12 protein-coding genes are annotated in these 13,752 nt (G+C 73.7%); 8 read left to right on the top strand and 4 right to left on the bottom strand.

Annotated features, from left to right (window positions below):
• Positions 1 to 74: 74 nt before the first annotated feature.
• Both helR and EAO70_RS11390 read left to right on the top strand, forming a co-directional pair.
• A complete protein-coding gene (helR, locus tag EAO70_RS11395) occupies positions 75 to 2,267 on the top strand; it encodes an RNA polymerase recycling motor ATPase HelR (protein WP_148002865.1) in 2,193 nt (730 codons plus the stop codon).
• Between the two features lie 146 nt (positions 2,268 to 2,413).
• Positions 2,414 to 2,830 carry a hypothetical protein gene (locus EAO70_RS11390; RefSeq protein WP_148002864.1) on the top strand — a complete coding sequence of 139 codons (417 nt, stop codon included), beginning with the start codon at positions 2,414 to 2,416 and terminating at the stop codon, positions 2,828 to 2,830.
• A 38-nt stretch (positions 2,831 to 2,868) separates the two neighbouring features.
• On the opposite strand, the gene EAO70_RS11385 is transcribed toward EAO70_RS11390, so the two are convergent.
• Complete coding sequence (locus tag EAO70_RS11385) at positions 2,869 to 3,384, bottom strand: SRPBCC domain-containing protein (protein WP_261992805.1); 516 nt, start codon at positions 3,382 to 3,384, stop codon at positions 2,869 to 2,871.
• A gap of 342 nt (positions 3,385 to 3,726) precedes the next feature.
• The gene (locus EAO70_RS11380; protein ID WP_148002863.1) at positions 3,727 to 4,497 is read right to left on the bottom strand and encodes a GbsR/MarR family transcriptional regulator; all 771 of its coding nucleotides are present in this window, start codon (positions 4,495 to 4,497) and stop codon (positions 3,727 to 3,729) included.
• 117 nt (positions 4,498 to 4,614) lie between these two features.
• Between EAO70_RS11380 and EAO70_RS11375 the strand changes: the two genes are divergently transcribed.
• On the top strand, positions 4,615 to 5,409 hold the full coding sequence (locus tag EAO70_RS11375; RefSeq protein ID WP_410091263.1) for a DUF4097 family beta strand repeat-containing protein: 795 nt from the start codon (positions 4,615 to 4,617) through the stop codon (positions 5,407 to 5,409).
• A gap of 263 nt (positions 5,410 to 5,672) precedes the next feature.
• On the top strand, positions 5,673 to 6,953 hold the full coding sequence (locus EAO70_RS11370) for a radical SAM protein (protein ID WP_261992821.1): 1,281 nt from the start codon (positions 5,673 to 5,675) through the stop codon (positions 6,951 to 6,953).
• Positions 6,954 to 7,067: 114 nt separating this feature from the next.
• Here EAO70_RS11370 and EAO70_RS11365 read toward each other — a convergent pair whose 3' ends face one another.
• On the bottom strand, positions 7,068 to 7,274 hold the full coding sequence (locus tag EAO70_RS11365; RefSeq protein ID WP_148002860.1) for a cold-shock protein: 207 nt from the start codon (positions 7,272 to 7,274) through the stop codon (positions 7,068 to 7,070).
• Positions 7,275 to 7,565: 291 nt separating this feature from the next.
• On the bottom strand, positions 7,566 to 7,829 hold the full coding sequence (locus EAO70_RS39995; protein ID WP_315986233.1) for a hypothetical protein: 264 nt from the start codon (positions 7,827 to 7,829) through the stop codon (positions 7,566 to 7,568).
• Positions 7,830 to 7,918: 89 nt separating this feature from the next.
• Here EAO70_RS39995 and EAO70_RS11355 point away from each other — a divergent pair, with 89 nt between their 5' ends.
• The 4 genes from EAO70_RS11355 to EAO70_RS11340 all read left to right on the top strand — a co-directional run bounded on the left by EAO70_RS11355 (position 7,919) and on the right by EAO70_RS11340 (position 13,634).
• On the top strand, positions 7,919 to 9,427 hold the full coding sequence (locus EAO70_RS11355; RefSeq protein ID WP_148002859.1) for a right-handed parallel beta-helix repeat-containing protein: 1,509 nt from the start codon (positions 7,919 to 7,921) through the stop codon (positions 9,425 to 9,427).
• A gap of 285 nt (positions 9,428 to 9,712) precedes the next feature.
• Entirely contained in the window at positions 9,713 to 10,759 is a 1,047-nt protein-coding gene (locus EAO70_RS11350; RefSeq protein WP_261992804.1) for an endo alpha-1,4 polygalactosaminidase, read from the top strand.
• Between the two features lie 300 nt (positions 10,760 to 11,059).
• Complete coding sequence (gene rsgA, locus EAO70_RS11345; protein WP_148002858.1) at positions 11,060 to 12,181, top strand: ribosome small subunit-dependent GTPase A; 1,122 nt, start codon at positions 11,060 to 11,062, stop codon at positions 12,179 to 12,181.
• Between the two features lie 94 nt (positions 12,182 to 12,275).
• On the top strand, positions 12,276 to 13,634 hold the full coding sequence (locus tag EAO70_RS11340) for a bifunctional transcriptional activator/DNA repair enzyme AdaA (protein WP_148002857.1): 1,359 nt from the start codon (positions 12,276 to 12,278) through the stop codon (positions 13,632 to 13,634).
• Positions 13,635 to 13,752: the final 118 nt, after the last annotated feature.

Here is a 13,752-nt window from a genome sequence, read left to right as displayed (position 1 = left end):
CTTGTGGCAAGGCCCCCGTCGTACCGCACAATCGCACTTCTCCCTCACGGACCTGCAGAAATGAGACTCACCTCGTGCGTGTGCTTTCGTCGGTCGACCCGTCGTACGACGCCAGTGCCTTCGCTCTTCCCGACCGCCTCTCCGCCAAGTCCGACCCGGCACTGATCGCCGGCGACGAGCGGCACTTCGCGGCCGTCGCGCGCTGTCTCGACGAGACCATCGCCGAACTCTCCGACCGGCTCGACGCCGCGCGCAGGGCGCCGGGCGGCGTGGGCCGGGAGGCGATGGACCGCGACGCGGAGGTCCACCGGCTGACGGGCCGCCTGCGCACCCTGCGCCGCTTCGGCCTCGACCTGTGCCTCGGACGGATCGTCGGCACGGCGGACCCCTCGGCCACGGACGGCGGCGGTGGGGAGCCCGTGTACATCGGGCGGCTCGGTCTCACCGACGGCTCGGGCCGCCGTCTGCTCGTCGACTGGCGCTCGCCCGCGGCCGAACCGTTCTTCGCGGCCACCCACGCCGACCCGATGGGGCTGGCGAGCCGCCGCAGGTACCGCTGGCACGACGGCCGGATCGGCGACTACTGGGACGAGGTGTTCACCGCCGACGGCCTGGAGGGACACGCGGCGCTCGACGACCAGTCGGCGTTCATCGCCGGTCTGGGCGGGAGCCGTTCGCCCCGCATGCGCGATGTGCTGGCCACCATCCAGGCCGACCAGGACGCCGTCATCCGGGCGGGCTCGCGCGGCACCCTGGTCGTCGACGGCGGCCCCGGTACGGGGAAGACCGTCGTCGCGCTGCACCGCTCCGCGCACCTGCTGTACGCCGACCCGCGCCTGGGCCACCGGCGCGGCGGCGTCCTGTTCGTGGGCCCCCACCAGCCGTACCTGGCGTACGTCTCGGACGTCCTCCCCAGCCTCGGCGAGGAGGGCGTGCGGACCTGCACCGTGCGGGATCTCGTCGCCGAGGGCGCGGCGGCGGCGGCCGAGCGCGACCCCGAGGCGGCGCGGCTGAAGTCGTCCGTCGGCATGGTGCGGGCGATCGAGGCCGCCGTACGGTTCTACGAGGAGCCGCCCGCCCACGGGATGACGGTGTCGACCGACTGGGCCGACGTCCGGCTGACCGCGGGCGACTGGGCCGAGGCGTTCGAGGCGCCGGAGCCGGGGACCCCGCACAACGAGGCGCGCGAGCAGATCTGGGAGGAGCTGGGCTCGATCCTCCTGGGCAAGCTCGGCGACGAGGTGCCGGAGGACGAGTTCCGGCGGGCGCTGCGGCAGGACGAGGAGGTGGCCGGGGCGCTCCACGGTGCGTGGCCGCTGATCGAGGCGGCCGATCTGGTCGGCGACCTGTGGTCGGTCCCCGCCTATCTGCGCACGTGCGCCCCGTGGCTCGACGGCGAGGAGGTCCGGGCGCTCCGCCGGGCGGACGCGCAGGCCTGGACGGTGTCCGACCTGCCGCTCCTGGACGCGGCGCGGCACCGGCTCGGCGACCCTCGGGCGGCACGGCGCGAGCGGCGCCGCCGGGCCACCGTGGCGGCGGAGCGGGCGCGGATGGCCGACGTCATCGCCGACGTCATCGCGGCGGACGTCGACGGCGAGGGCGCGGTGACGATGCTGCACGGACAGGACCTCAAGGACAGCTTGGTCGACGAGGCCGCGCTGCCCGGCACGGAACCGGACCTGCTCGCCGGTCCGTTCGCGCACATCGTGGTGGACGAGGCGCAGGAACTGACGGACGCCGAGTGGCAGATGCTGCTGCTGCGCTGCCCGTCCCGCAGCTTCACCGTCGTCGGCGACCGCGCCCAGGCGAGGGAGGGCTTCACGGAGTCGTGGGAGGAGCGTCTCGAGCGGGTCGGGCTCGACCGGATCACCGTGGCGTCGCTGAGCATCAACTACCGGACGCCGGAGGAGGTCATGGCGGAGGCCGAGCCGGCGATCCGGGCCGCACTGCCGGACGCGAACGTGCCGACCTCGGTCCGCAGCAGCGGTGTCCCCGTCGTCCGCGGGGCGGTGGCGGAGCTTGAGGCGGTCGTCGACGCGTGGCTCGACGCCCACGCCGACGGGACCGCGTGCGTCATCGGCGACCCCCGGTTCCGGCCGCGGCCGCGCGTGCGGTCGCTCACGCCGAGCCTGGCGAAGGGCCTGGAGTTCGACCTGGTGGTCCTCGTCGACCCGGAGGCGTTCGGCACGGGCGTCGCGGGGGCGGTCGACCGCTATGTGGCGATGACCCGCGCGACCGGGCAGCTCGTGGTCCTGACGAGCGCGTGACGGGGGGCGGAGGCGCGGTCGGCCCGTACCGTTCGGCACCTGGGCGGGTGCCGTCCGGGGCGGGCCCTGCCTCCGTGGGGCGAACCGGTGTCGCGCGTGGGCGCGCCACGGACGTTCCTGAGATGAGATGACGTATCGATAGGTGCATGACTGAGACTCGCGCACACGTCACTCCCGTTCCCGACGACCAGGTCGTTCCCGGCGGGGAGTGCCCCGAGGTCGCGTCGCTGGTCGCGCCGTATCTGCGCATCATCCGCGCCGCGCTTCCCCAGGAGGAGGCGGAACGATTCTTCGTACGGGCTCTGGACGCGGACGAGGAGGAGCGGCGCAGGGCGGGGGCCCTCCAGCTCGGCTTCAGCGCGTATCTGTCGGACGGTCTCGGCGAGGCGTGGGGCGCGTCCCTGGCGCACACCTCGGCCTGGGAGGCCATGCAGGCGATCCGCCAGCTCGTCCGCAAGGCGCCGCGGGCGGATCTCGCCGCGTATCTGCGGCTCGGTCTCCACCAGGTACGCGAACCCGGCGCCGCGGCCCAGGGACGGGCGGCGCTGCCGGTGAGCGCCTGACCGGTCCCGGCCCGCTCGGGGAGGGGACGGGGAGCGGCTCAGCCTTCTCGGGGGGCTTGGCGGCCGTCCTCCGGTTCGCCCCGCCGCCAGGTGTCCGGGCCCGGGTCGCCGCCCTCGGCCCGGATCGCGAGCCGGTCGACGTAGTGCTGCCAGCCCTCCGCGTGGGCCTCGCAGGCCTCCGAGGAGGGCAGGCCGCTGTGGATCAGGTGGAGGAGGGTGCCGTCCGGGGCGGGTTCGAGGGTGATCTCGACGGTGCTGGTGCCCGGCGGGACGGGCTCGGAGGGCGGCGGGGCGGGCACGGCGCCCGTCTCCCAGCCCCAGCTGAAGACGATCCGCCGGGGCGGGTCGACGGAGATGAAACGGCCGGCGGCGACGTCCTCCGCCGTGACCTGGACGCGGTAGGAACCGCCCGGCTCGAAGACGAACGTCCCGTCGGCCCCCATCCACGACAGCCACCTCGCCCGGTCGACGAAGAGGCCGAAGACGGCCTCGGGGCCGGCGCTGATGTGCCGCTCCAGGGTGACGGTGTCCATAGGGGTCGCGGGGATCGTCATCGGGCTCCTCGCTTCGTGCGGCCGCTGCGGCGAGCGGGCCGGGTCGCGCCGTCCGCCCGGGCGGAACCGCTACGTGCCGCTCTTGCGCAGCGTAGCCAGACCGGGGGTCCCCGGCACCTCGGGGCGATCGCCGACCGGGCCGCGCACGCGTGGCCCGCGGAACGCACCGGCGGACGTGCCCGGCCGACGTGCCCGGCCGACGTGTCCGGCCGGGCGCGGAAGCCGGGGCGCGGGGGGGGTCCGCGCCCCCCGCTCGGGCGGCGCGGGCCGGGGCCTCCGGCGGCCGGGAGCCGTCACCGGACTCGGGCCGGGCGCTGCCGCAGCCTCTCCCCGCCGCGGCCCTTACGGCGTCGCGGGCCGGTCCGCGTTCGCCTCCGCGTCCGGCGTATCCGGCGCCGTCGCCGTCTCGGATCTCGTCGAGAGGATCGCGCGGGCCTGTTCCGCGGCGCGGGCGGTGCTCTCGGAGACGAATTCCAGGAAGCGGGCGATCCCTTCCATGCGGTCGCCGGCCGGCGTGCCGGATCCGAGGACGCCGACGCCCTGGCGTGCGGTCTCGACGATGTGGAGGGTGGCGCGGGCGCTCGCCATCATCGACTGGTACCAGATGTCGTCGTCGACGACGTACCGCTCGCGGCGGCGTTCGTCGCGCTCCCGGCGTACCAGCCCCTGGCCGTCCAGGAACGCGATCGCCTTGGAGACGGACGCCGGGCTGACCTGGAGGTGCTGGGCGAGCTCGGCGGCGGTGAGGCTGCCCGAGTCGGTGAGGCAGAGACAGGCCATCACCCGGGCCATCATCCGGGGCGTCCCCGACTGTATGAGGACGGTCGTGAAGATCTCCTCGTACGCGCGCACCGCCTCCGCGTCGCGGCCGTGGGACGTGACGGGCGTCTTCGGGTCGCGGGGCACGGCCTGCTTGCGCCGCGCCCGGTGCCCGGTGGCCCGGTGGGCGAGGTCGGAGCGGTAGGCGGTGGGACCGCCGTTCCGCATGACCTCACGGGTGACCGTCGACGTCGGGCGGTCGAGGCGCCGGGCGATCTCGGCGTAGGCGAGGCCGTCGGCCAGTCCCAGCGCGATCTGCTGACGTTCCTGCTGGGTGAGCCTGCCTCCCGGCATCGGGCCTCCTTCGTGGTCCTGAGAGCCCCACCATAGCTTTCACGCATAGACCATTGCAACGAGCCCATCCCCTTCCTGTTGCGTTAAGCCCAGCTTCATTGCAATGAATTATCTCTCCTGACCTGCATTGACAGGCATCACACGCAACGAAGGTGTTGCCAGCATCGTGAACGCAACGTAGCTTTTCACTCATCGGAAACAACGAGTCGCCATCAGGGCGGCGCACCGGACCGAAGGAGAAGCACCATGCAGACGTTCGCCACCACCGCCGCCGTCACCGCCGTCCTCGACATCCCCGCCGGCCGCGTCCAGTTGATCGCCGCCGACCGCGCCGACGCCACCGTCGACGTCCGTCCCGCGAACCCCGCGAAGAGCGCCGACGTGAAGGCCGTCGGCCAGGTCTCGGTCGAGTTCGCCGACGGTGTGCTGCGGATCGCCGCCGCCCCCGCCAGGAACCGGATCCTGGGCGACTCCGGCGCCGTCGAGGTGACCGTCCAGCTCCCGGCCGGCTCCGCCGTCGAGGCGAGGACGGCCGCCGCCGAACTCCGGGGCGTCGGGCGACTCGGCGACGTGGTCTTCGAGGGGGCGCAGGGCCCGGTCAAGCTCGACGAGGCCGCGAGCGCCCGGCTCACCCTGCTCGCGGGCGACATCACGGTCGGCCGCCTCGGCGGCTCCGCCGAGATCAGCACCCAGAAGGGCGACCTCCGGATCGCCGAGGCCAAGGGCGGCACGGTCGTCCTGCGCACCGCGGCCGGTGACATCACGGTCGGCGCCGCCCGCGGCGTCTCCGCCTCCCTCGACGCCGGTACGAGCTACGGCCGCGTGCACAACGCCCTGCTGAACACCGGCACGGCCGACCTGACCGTGCACGCCACCACCTCCTACGGCGACATCACCGCCCGCAGCCTCTGATGCGGTCCGCCCCGCGGGCGGCGCCCTCCGGCCGGTTCGGAGGACGCCGCCCGTCGGCGTTCCCGGACCGGGTCGCGGCACCGCCTCGGGCATGGGGCCGGGCGCCCCGGCGGGCGGGTGGGAGGCGAGGGCTCGGCGGGTCCCGGTCGACGAGGCCGGGGTGGGCGCGCGTAGCGTGAGGTGTGTCGGCTCCGTCGTCTCTCACCTGGAGATCCGCCTTGTCCAGCGCCGCCCCGACCCGTACCGCCGTCGTCGAGTCCCTCATGGAGCGCTTCCCCGGAGTCCCGGCGGAGGCGGTGTTCAAGGAGGACCTGCTGCGCGGCGGGCTCGCCTTCGACCCGTCCGCGCTGTCCGGGAACGAGGGGGGCGAGGTGAAGCCGAAGTCGTACTTCATCTTCTCCTTCGACCACCGCACGCTGCCGGAGCTCGGGGAGGCGGCGCTGAACCGGCCGCCGGAGGAGATCGTGCTCACGGGCGGACCGTACGGGCTCCGCCGCACGGTCGTGTCCGTACGGGTCAACCCCTCGTCGCCCTACCGGGTGGCGCCGGACGCCGACGGGGCGCTCGCGCTGTTCCTCGACGGGACCAGGATCGCCGACGTCGGGCTGCCGCCGATGCCGGAGTACTACCGGCACCCGCTGACGAACGGGAAGTCGGTGATGGAGGTCGCGCCCACCATCCAGTGGGGCTACCTGATCTATCTGACGGTCTTCCGGGTCTGCCAGTACTTCGGCGCCAAGGAGGAGTGCCAGTACTGCGACATCAACCACAACTGGCGCCAGCACAAGGCGGCGGGCCGCCCGTACACCGGGGTGAAGCCGGTCGACGAGGTCCTGGAGGCGCTGGAGATCATCGACCGCCACGACACGGCCCGCACCTCGACGGCGTACACCCTCACCGGCGGCGCGGTGACCTCGCAGGTCGGCGGGAAGGACGAGGCGGACTTCTACGGGCAGTACGCGCGCGCTATCGAGGAGCGTTTCCCCGGCCGCTGGATCGGCAAGGTCGTCGCGCAGGCCCTGCCGAAGGAGGACGTGCAGCGCTTCCACGACTACGGGATCCGGATCTACCACCCGAACTACGAGGTGTGGGACCGCCGGCTGTTCGAGCTGTACTGCCCCGGCAAGGAGCGCTACATCGGCCGGGACGAGTGGCACCGCCGGATCCTGGACTCCGCCGAGGTCTTCGGGCCGCGTAACGTCATCCCGAACTTCGTGGCCGGTGTCGAGATGGCTCGCCCGTCCGGCTTCCTCACCGTGGCCGAGGCGATCGCCTCCACCCGGGAGGGCCTGCGGTTCTTCATGTCGCGCGGGATCACCCCCCGGTTCACCACCTGGTGCCCGGAGCCGACGACTCCGCTGGGCCGCGAGAACCCGGACGGGGCGCCGCTGGAGTACCACCTGCGGCTCCTGGAGGCGTACACGGCGACGCTGGAGGAGTACGGGCTGACCGCCCCGCCCGGGTACGGGCCGGCCGGTCCGGGGAACGCGGTGTTCTCGGTGAGCTCGTTCATGGACGCGCTGCCTCCGGCTCCGGGCGAGTAGCGGGGAGCGGGGGCCGGCCCGGCCAGGTGCGCGCCGCGCCCACGGCCCCCGCGGCCCCGCGCCCCACGGGCATGGCGGACACGACGTCCGCCGCCCAGGTCACCGCGGCGCCCCTCAGATCCGCAGTTCCTTCGCCTCGAAGCGGCCGTCGCCGAGGGACAGGACGAAGGAGACCTGCTGGCCCTCGGAGACGGTGCGGACCTCACCCTCGATGTCCTCCGCGCTGAACCAGACCTGCTCCTCGGAGTTCAGCGGGACGACGAAGCCGTACCCGCCGGCACGGTTGAAGGAATGCACGAACCCTATGCTTCTGCCTTCCACGGCCACCTCCTCGTCGGCACCGGCGAGGCGGGCCGGGGCGGGGGAAGCCCGCCCGGCCGCATCCGCGCCTCAGTCGACTTGTACCCCGTGCGCCCGCCGTTCGCCCGCGGTGGAGGGCCGGTCGGTGGCGGTCCGGGGCCCCGGACCCGGCGGGGAGTGGGGTGGCGCGGCCGGTGGCGTGGACCACTCCCCCACATCTCGTAGAATCTTCAACAGAGGCCCGGTGCCGGCGATCCCCCGTGTCCGGCACCGGGCCTCGCCCTACCCTCCGTCAGGCCCCGCCGTGCCCCGTCAGGCCCCGCCGCCCGGGTACGCGATCCGTTCCGTGATCGCGGCGATGCGCCGGGCCGACTCCTCCGGGGGCGCCACCGGCTGCACGATGTGGCTGACGGTGAGCCGCACGACCACCTCGACCGCGAGCCCTCGGGACTCCTCGTCCACCTCGGGCCAGGCCTCGCTCGCGCCGCACGAGCGCGCCGCCGACGGCCTCCTCCCCCCGGGGCGGGGCGGCGGGCCGGCGACCGAAGTCGACCAATCAACCGCATCCTGATCGATATTCGATCATTCGACACTTCGGCATTGACTCGCTCATCGGCCCGCGCCTAGCTTCTGGCGGCACCAGACCTCGAGAAAGGTGTCGCGTCATGACCATGGAGGCAATTCCCGGGCGGCGTAGGGCCGTTGGCGGGCTGCTCGCCGTCGTCCTCGCCCTCGCCGGCAGCGTCGCCCTCCCCGCCGCGCCCGCCTCGGCCGCCGGGAGCACCACGTACGTGGACTGCTCGCGTACGACCCCCGGCGACGGCGGTCAGGCCTCGCCGCTGAACAGCATCGCCCAGGCCAACGCGCGGACGTACGCGGCCGGGGACACCCTCGCCTTCGCGTCCGGCACCACCTGCACCGGTTCCCTCGCCCCGAAGGGCAGCGGCACCGCGGCCGCCCCCATCACGCTCACCCGCTACGGCACCGGCGCCCTGCCCGTGATCGACGGTGGCGGCGCTCCGGACGCCGTGTCCCTGACCAACCAGGACCACTGGCGGATCAGCGACCTCCGCGTGACCAACCCGGCCGCCGCCCTCGCGCGCCGCACGGGGATCCGGATCTCCGCGACCGACGGCCGGGCGCACCGCGGCTTCGACATCGGCCGCGTGCTCGTCGACCGCGTCGCCGGCCAGACGAACAAGAACAGCCCGACGACCGAGGACTACGTCCAGTCCGCGGGCATCGTCACCGGGGCGAGCGGCACCGGCTCGACCCTCCACGACGTGCACGTCCACGACAACCGGATCACCGACACCGGCGGGGGCGGCCTCAAGATCCGGGTCGGGGCCATGGCGGTGAAGGGCTCCGGGGTCCTGATCGAGCACAACGTCGTCAAGGACGTCGGGGGCGACGGCATCATCGCCAGCTACGCCGACTCCCCGATGATCCAGTACAACAACGCCTCCGGCGTCGGCAACGGCGTGTACCCCTTCTCCGGCGGCAACTTCGCCGGGATCTGGGTGCTCGGCGACCACAACCCGACCATCCAGAAGAACGCCGTGTACGGCATCACCCGGATGTCCGTGGCCGACAGCCAGGCCTTCGACTGCGACTGGGGCAACACCGGCACCTGTCTGATCCAGTACAACTTCAGCCGTGACAACATCGGGGGCTTCTTCCTCGACTGCGACGGCTGCGGCACCATCGGCGGCGCCCAGCAGGTCGTCCGCTACAACGTCTCCGAGAACGACTGCCGGATGAGCAGCGTCAGCGCGGGCCGGTCGGCGCTGCGCATGTACAACAACGTCCTGTACTGCACGGACCGGAAGTTCAGCATCACCCTGCCCGACGAGAGCGTCGTCGAGAACAACATCTGGGTCGGCACCGCCGACTCGCGCCTGCCGACCGCCGCGGGGATCTCCTGGCTCTGGAACGTCTTCCAGGGCGTGCCCCGGCCGACCGCGAACGGCATCGTGGGCGACCCGCGCTTCGTGAACCCGGGTACGGGCGGTGACTCGCTCGCGTCCGCCGACGGCTACAAGCTCCGGGCGACCTCCCCGGCGCTGGGCAACGGCTCCGTGATCAGCGGCAGCGGGGGCCTCGACTACTGGGGCAACCCGGTGTCGACAACCGCCAAGCCGCACCGCGGCGCCTACAACGGGCCCGGCCTGTAACCGACTTCACTGGTTCGGCGCCGGCAGGGGCGGAGAAGGAGGGAAGCGACGAAGGAAGGTGCCACGGCGCGCCGTCGCTCCCTTGAGGACCCGGTCGGGGGTGGGGCCGGGGGGGCGCGCCGTCGCTCCCTTGAGGACCCGGTCGGGGGTGGGGCCGGGGGGTGTTCCTGCTCGCGCTCGGACCGGCGGGGCAGGCGCGGCACGCGCGGGCGGGCGCCTCATGAATTCCTCACGGTCGAACGAGGAGGCTACGCACATCCTTTCCCCCCTCGTACTGGAGAACGTGTGCCGAAGCATGCCCCCACCCCGTTCCGCCGCAGGAGGTCGACGCGGGCGGCGCTGGCCGCGGGCGTCGTCGCGGCGCTCGGCGCCGGTGTCCTGTTCACCCAGGCCAACGCGTCACAGGGCGACCCGCGACCGCGCGCCGCGCAGAACACGACGACCCCCGCGAAGGCGAAGCCGACCACCGCCGCGAAGCCGACGCCCTCCACCACGGCGAAGCCGAGTCCGAGGAGGACCACGGCTCCGAGGAAGACCACGGCTCCGAAGCCGACCACCACTCCGAGGAAGACCACCGCTCCGAAGCCGACCGCCCCCGCCGGGCCGGCGACCGCGACGGTGACGCTGCCGACCGCGAACGAGCAGTTCGACTACCAGATCGGCAGCGCCTACACCCCGCCGAAGAACGTCAAGGTCGTCTCCCGCGACCGTACGGCGAAGCCCGCCGCCGGGCTCTACAACATCTGCTACGTCAACGCCTTCCAGACCCAGCCGGACGCGCTGGACTGGTGGGAGAAGAACCAGCCGGACCTGCTGCTCCGCGACGGCTCCGGGGCGCCCGTGCAGGACGAGGACTGGGGCGAGGTGCTGCTGGACACCTCGACCGCGGGCAAGCGCGAGCGGCTCGCGCAGATCGTCGGCGGATGGATCGACGGCTGCGCGAAGAGCGGCTTCCAGGCGGTGGAGCCCGACAACCTCGACTCCTACGAGCGCTCGGACGGCCTGCTGACGAAGCAGCACAACGCCGCGTTCGCCCGGCTCCTGGCCCAGCGGTCGCACGCCGCCGGACTGGCGATCGGCCAGAAGAACACCACGGCGCTGCTGCCGGAGCGCGGGACGATCGGCTTCGACTTCGCGGTGGCCGAGGAATGCGGCCAGTACGAGGAATGCGAGGAGTACGCGGCGGCGTACGAGAACCGCGTCTACGTCATCGAGTACACCGACACCGGCTACGGCAGGGCGTGCTCGGGCTGGGGCGGCAAGCTCTCGGTCGTCCAGCGCGACCTCGACGTGAGCGCCCCGGGCGGCTCGTACCGCTACCGCGCCTGCTGACCCTCCCCACGGGACCCGGCGGGGGCGGCCGACCGCCCCCGCCGACCCCCCACCGAAAAACCGGTGGCGCCCGCCGAAGCGGTGCGGCTACCGTGTTCCCCGTACACGAGCGCGAAGATCCCGACGATCCGCGCGCGAAGATCCACGCGAGAAGATCCACAGGAGGTGTGAACGATGGCTGTCGTCACGCAGGGCCCTGCCCTCACGCAGAAGTTCATCCACACCACCTCCGTGGCCGCCGGCGGCTGACCTCACAGCTCTCACCCACCGTGCCGGGGCCACCCCTGTGAAGGGTCCCCCTTGTCTTCTCCGTCTTCTTCCGTCTCCTCTTTCTCCGCCTCCTCCCCGCTGCTCGACGCCCACGGCTGGGACTCCGGCTGGGCCGCCGGCTTCGCTCCGTACGCCGCTCAGGGGCTCGTTCCCGGGCGGGTCGTCCGGGTCGACCGGGGGCAGTGCGACGTCGCCACCGCCGACGGACTCGTCCGCGCCGACACCGCGTTCGTGACCCCGCACGACCCGCTCCGGGTCGTCTGCACCGGCGACTGGGCCGCCGTCGACCCCGAGGGCGCGAGCGATCCCCGCTACGTGCGCGCCTGCCTGCCGCGCCGCACCGCCTTCGCGCGCTCCACCTCCTCCAAGCGCTCCGAGGGCCAGATCCTCGCGGCCAACGTCGACCACGCCGTCATCACCGTCTCCCTCGCCGTCGAACTCGACCTCGGCCGCATCGAACGCTTCCTCGCCCTGGCCTGGGAGTCCGGCGCCCAGCCGACAGTCGTCCTCAGCAAGGCCGACCTGGTACCCGACCCCGTCGGGCTCTCGTACCTCGTCGAGGACGTCGAGACGGTCGCCCCCGGCGTCCAGGTCGTGCCCCTCAGCTCGACCACGGGGGAGGGGCTCGACGTCCTCTCCGCGGTCGTCGCGGGCGGCACGACCGTGCTGCTCGGCGTCTCCGGCGCCGGCAAGTCGACCCTCGCCAACGCCCTCGTCGGCGAGGACGTCATGGACGTCCAGGCCGCCCGTGACATCGACGGCAAGGGCCGGCACACCACCACCACCCGCAACCTCTTCGTCCTGCCGACCGGGGGAGTCCTCATCGACACCCCCGGGCTGCGCGGAGTCGGCCTCTGGGACGCGGAGACCGGCGTCGGCCAGGTCTTCTCTGAGATCGAGGAACTGGCCGCGGACTGCCGCTTCCACGACTGCGCCCACGAGTCCGAGCCCGGCTGTGCGGTGGCCGTGGCGATCGAGGACGGTTCGCTGCCGGTGCGCCGTCTGGAGAGCTACCGCAAGCTGCTCCGCGAGAACCAGCGGCTCGTCGCCAAGACCGACGCCCGGCTGCGCAGCGAGATCCTCAAGGACTGGAAGCGCAAGGGCGCCGAAGGCCGCCGCAACCTGGAGCTGAAGCGCGGCCGCACGCGGTAGCCGGTGCGGCGCGGGGAGGGCCGTCCCTCCCCGCGCGAGCGCCGTGTCCGAAAACCGCGAGCCGGGGGTCGTCGGCCGTCGCACACTGGAAGACGTGACGGACGACGACACCCGCTACGAAGCGGTCAGCAGCAGGGACGCGCGGTTCGACGGAGAGTTCTTCTTCGCCGTCCGCACCACCGGCATCTACTGCCGTCCCAGCTGCCCCGCCGTCACCCCCAAACGGCAGAACGTCGCGTTCTTCCCCACCGCCGCGGCGGCCCAGGGCCACGGCTTCCGGGCCTGCCGCCGCTGCCGCCCCGACGCCGTGCCCGGCTCCGCGGCCTGGAACGTGCGCGCCGACGTCGTGGGACGCGCCGTACGGATGATCGGCGACGGCGTCGTCGACCGCGAGGGCGTCCCCGGACTCGCCGGACGCCTCGGCTACAGCACCCGCCAGGTGCAGCGCCAGCTCACCGCCGAACTCGGCGCCGGGCCCGTCGCCCTCGCCCGCGCCCAGCGCGCCCACACCGCCCGGCTGCTCCTCCAGACCACCGGGCTGCCGGTGACCGAGATCGCCTTCGCCGCCGGCTTCGCCAGCGTCCGCCAGTTCAACGAGACCATCCGCGCCGTCTACGCCCGCACCCCCAGCGCCCTGCGCGCCGAGGCGGGCAGCGGGGCCGGCGCCCGCACCGCGCTCGCCGCCGGGGTGCCGCTGCGCCTCGCCCACCGGGGCCCGTACGCGGTGGGCGAGGTCTTCGACCTACTTGCCGCCGAGGCCCTGCCCCGGGTGGAGGAGGTCGTCGGCGCCACCGGCGCCCGCACCTACCGGCGCACCCTCCGCCTCCCGTACGGCACCGGGATCGTCTCCGTCGACGAGCGCTCCGCCGGGCGCTGGCTGGAGGCCCGGATCCACCTCACCGAGCTGCGCGACCTGACCACCGCCGTGCACCGGCTCCGCCGGCTCTTCGACCTGGACGCCGACCCGTACGCCGTCGCCGAACGGCTCGGCGCGGCGCCCGGGCTCGCCGCCGAGGTGGCCGCCCGGCCCGGCGTACGGTCCCCGGGGACGGCCGAGCCGGAGGAGTTCGCCCTCCGGACGCTGCTCGGCGCGGCCGAGTCCGCCCGGGTCGCCCTGGCCCACGGCACCCCGCTGGCCACCGGCTGCGGCGGCCTCACCCACCTCTTCCCGGAGCCCCGGGCGCTGACCGGCCACCCCGTCGCGGGCCCGCTGGCCCGGGCCCTGGCCGACGGAGCCGTACGCCTCGACCCCGGCGCCGACCGCGACGAGGCCGAGGCCGCCCTCGGAGAGGTCCCCGGCGTGACGGCCGAGGCCGCCGCGCTGATCCGGATGCGAGCCCTCGGCGACCCGGACGTCCCCCCGGCGGGTGTCCCCGCCGCGGAGGAGTGGCGGCCCTGGCGCTCGTACGCCGCCCGCTACCTCACGACCCCGCACCCCGTACCTCAGGGGTGAGGCCGCCGCAGCCGGTGGCCAGCGGGGTGCCGTGGGCCAGGGCGACCCGGGCGGACTCGGCCGCGCCGAGCAGCGTCCGGAGGGCGAACTCCTCCGGCTCGGCCGTCCCCGGGGACCG

The sequence above is a fragment of the Streptomyces sp. adm13(2018) genome, assembly GCF_008042145.1.
GTDB lineage: Bacteria > Actinomycetota > Actinomycetes > Streptomycetales > Streptomycetaceae > Streptomyces.
The sequence above is the reverse complement of the archived record's forward strand: the minus strand, read 5'-3'. Positions and strand labels throughout refer to the sequence as shown.

Coding starts and splice junctions, on each gene's coding strand:
- EAO70_RS11355 (WP_148002859.1), top strand. CDS start 7,919: ATGACCATGGAGGCAATTCCCGGGCGGCGTAGGGCCGTTGGCGGGCTG.
- EAO70_RS11370 (WP_261992821.1), top strand. CDS start 5,673: ATGGAGCGCTTCCCCGGAGTCCCGGCGGAGGCGGTGTTCAAGGAGGAC.
- EAO70_RS11390 (WP_148002864.1), top strand. CDS start 2,414: ATGACTGAGACTCGCGCACACGTCACTCCCGTTCCCGACGACCAGGTC.
- EAO70_RS11380 (WP_148002863.1), bottom strand. CDS start 4,497: ATGCCGGGAGGCAGGCTCACCCAGCAGGAACGTCAGCAGATCGCGCTG.
- EAO70_RS11385 (WP_261992805.1), bottom strand. CDS start 3,384: ATGACGATCCCCGCGACCCCTATGGACACCGTCACCCTGGAGCGGCAC.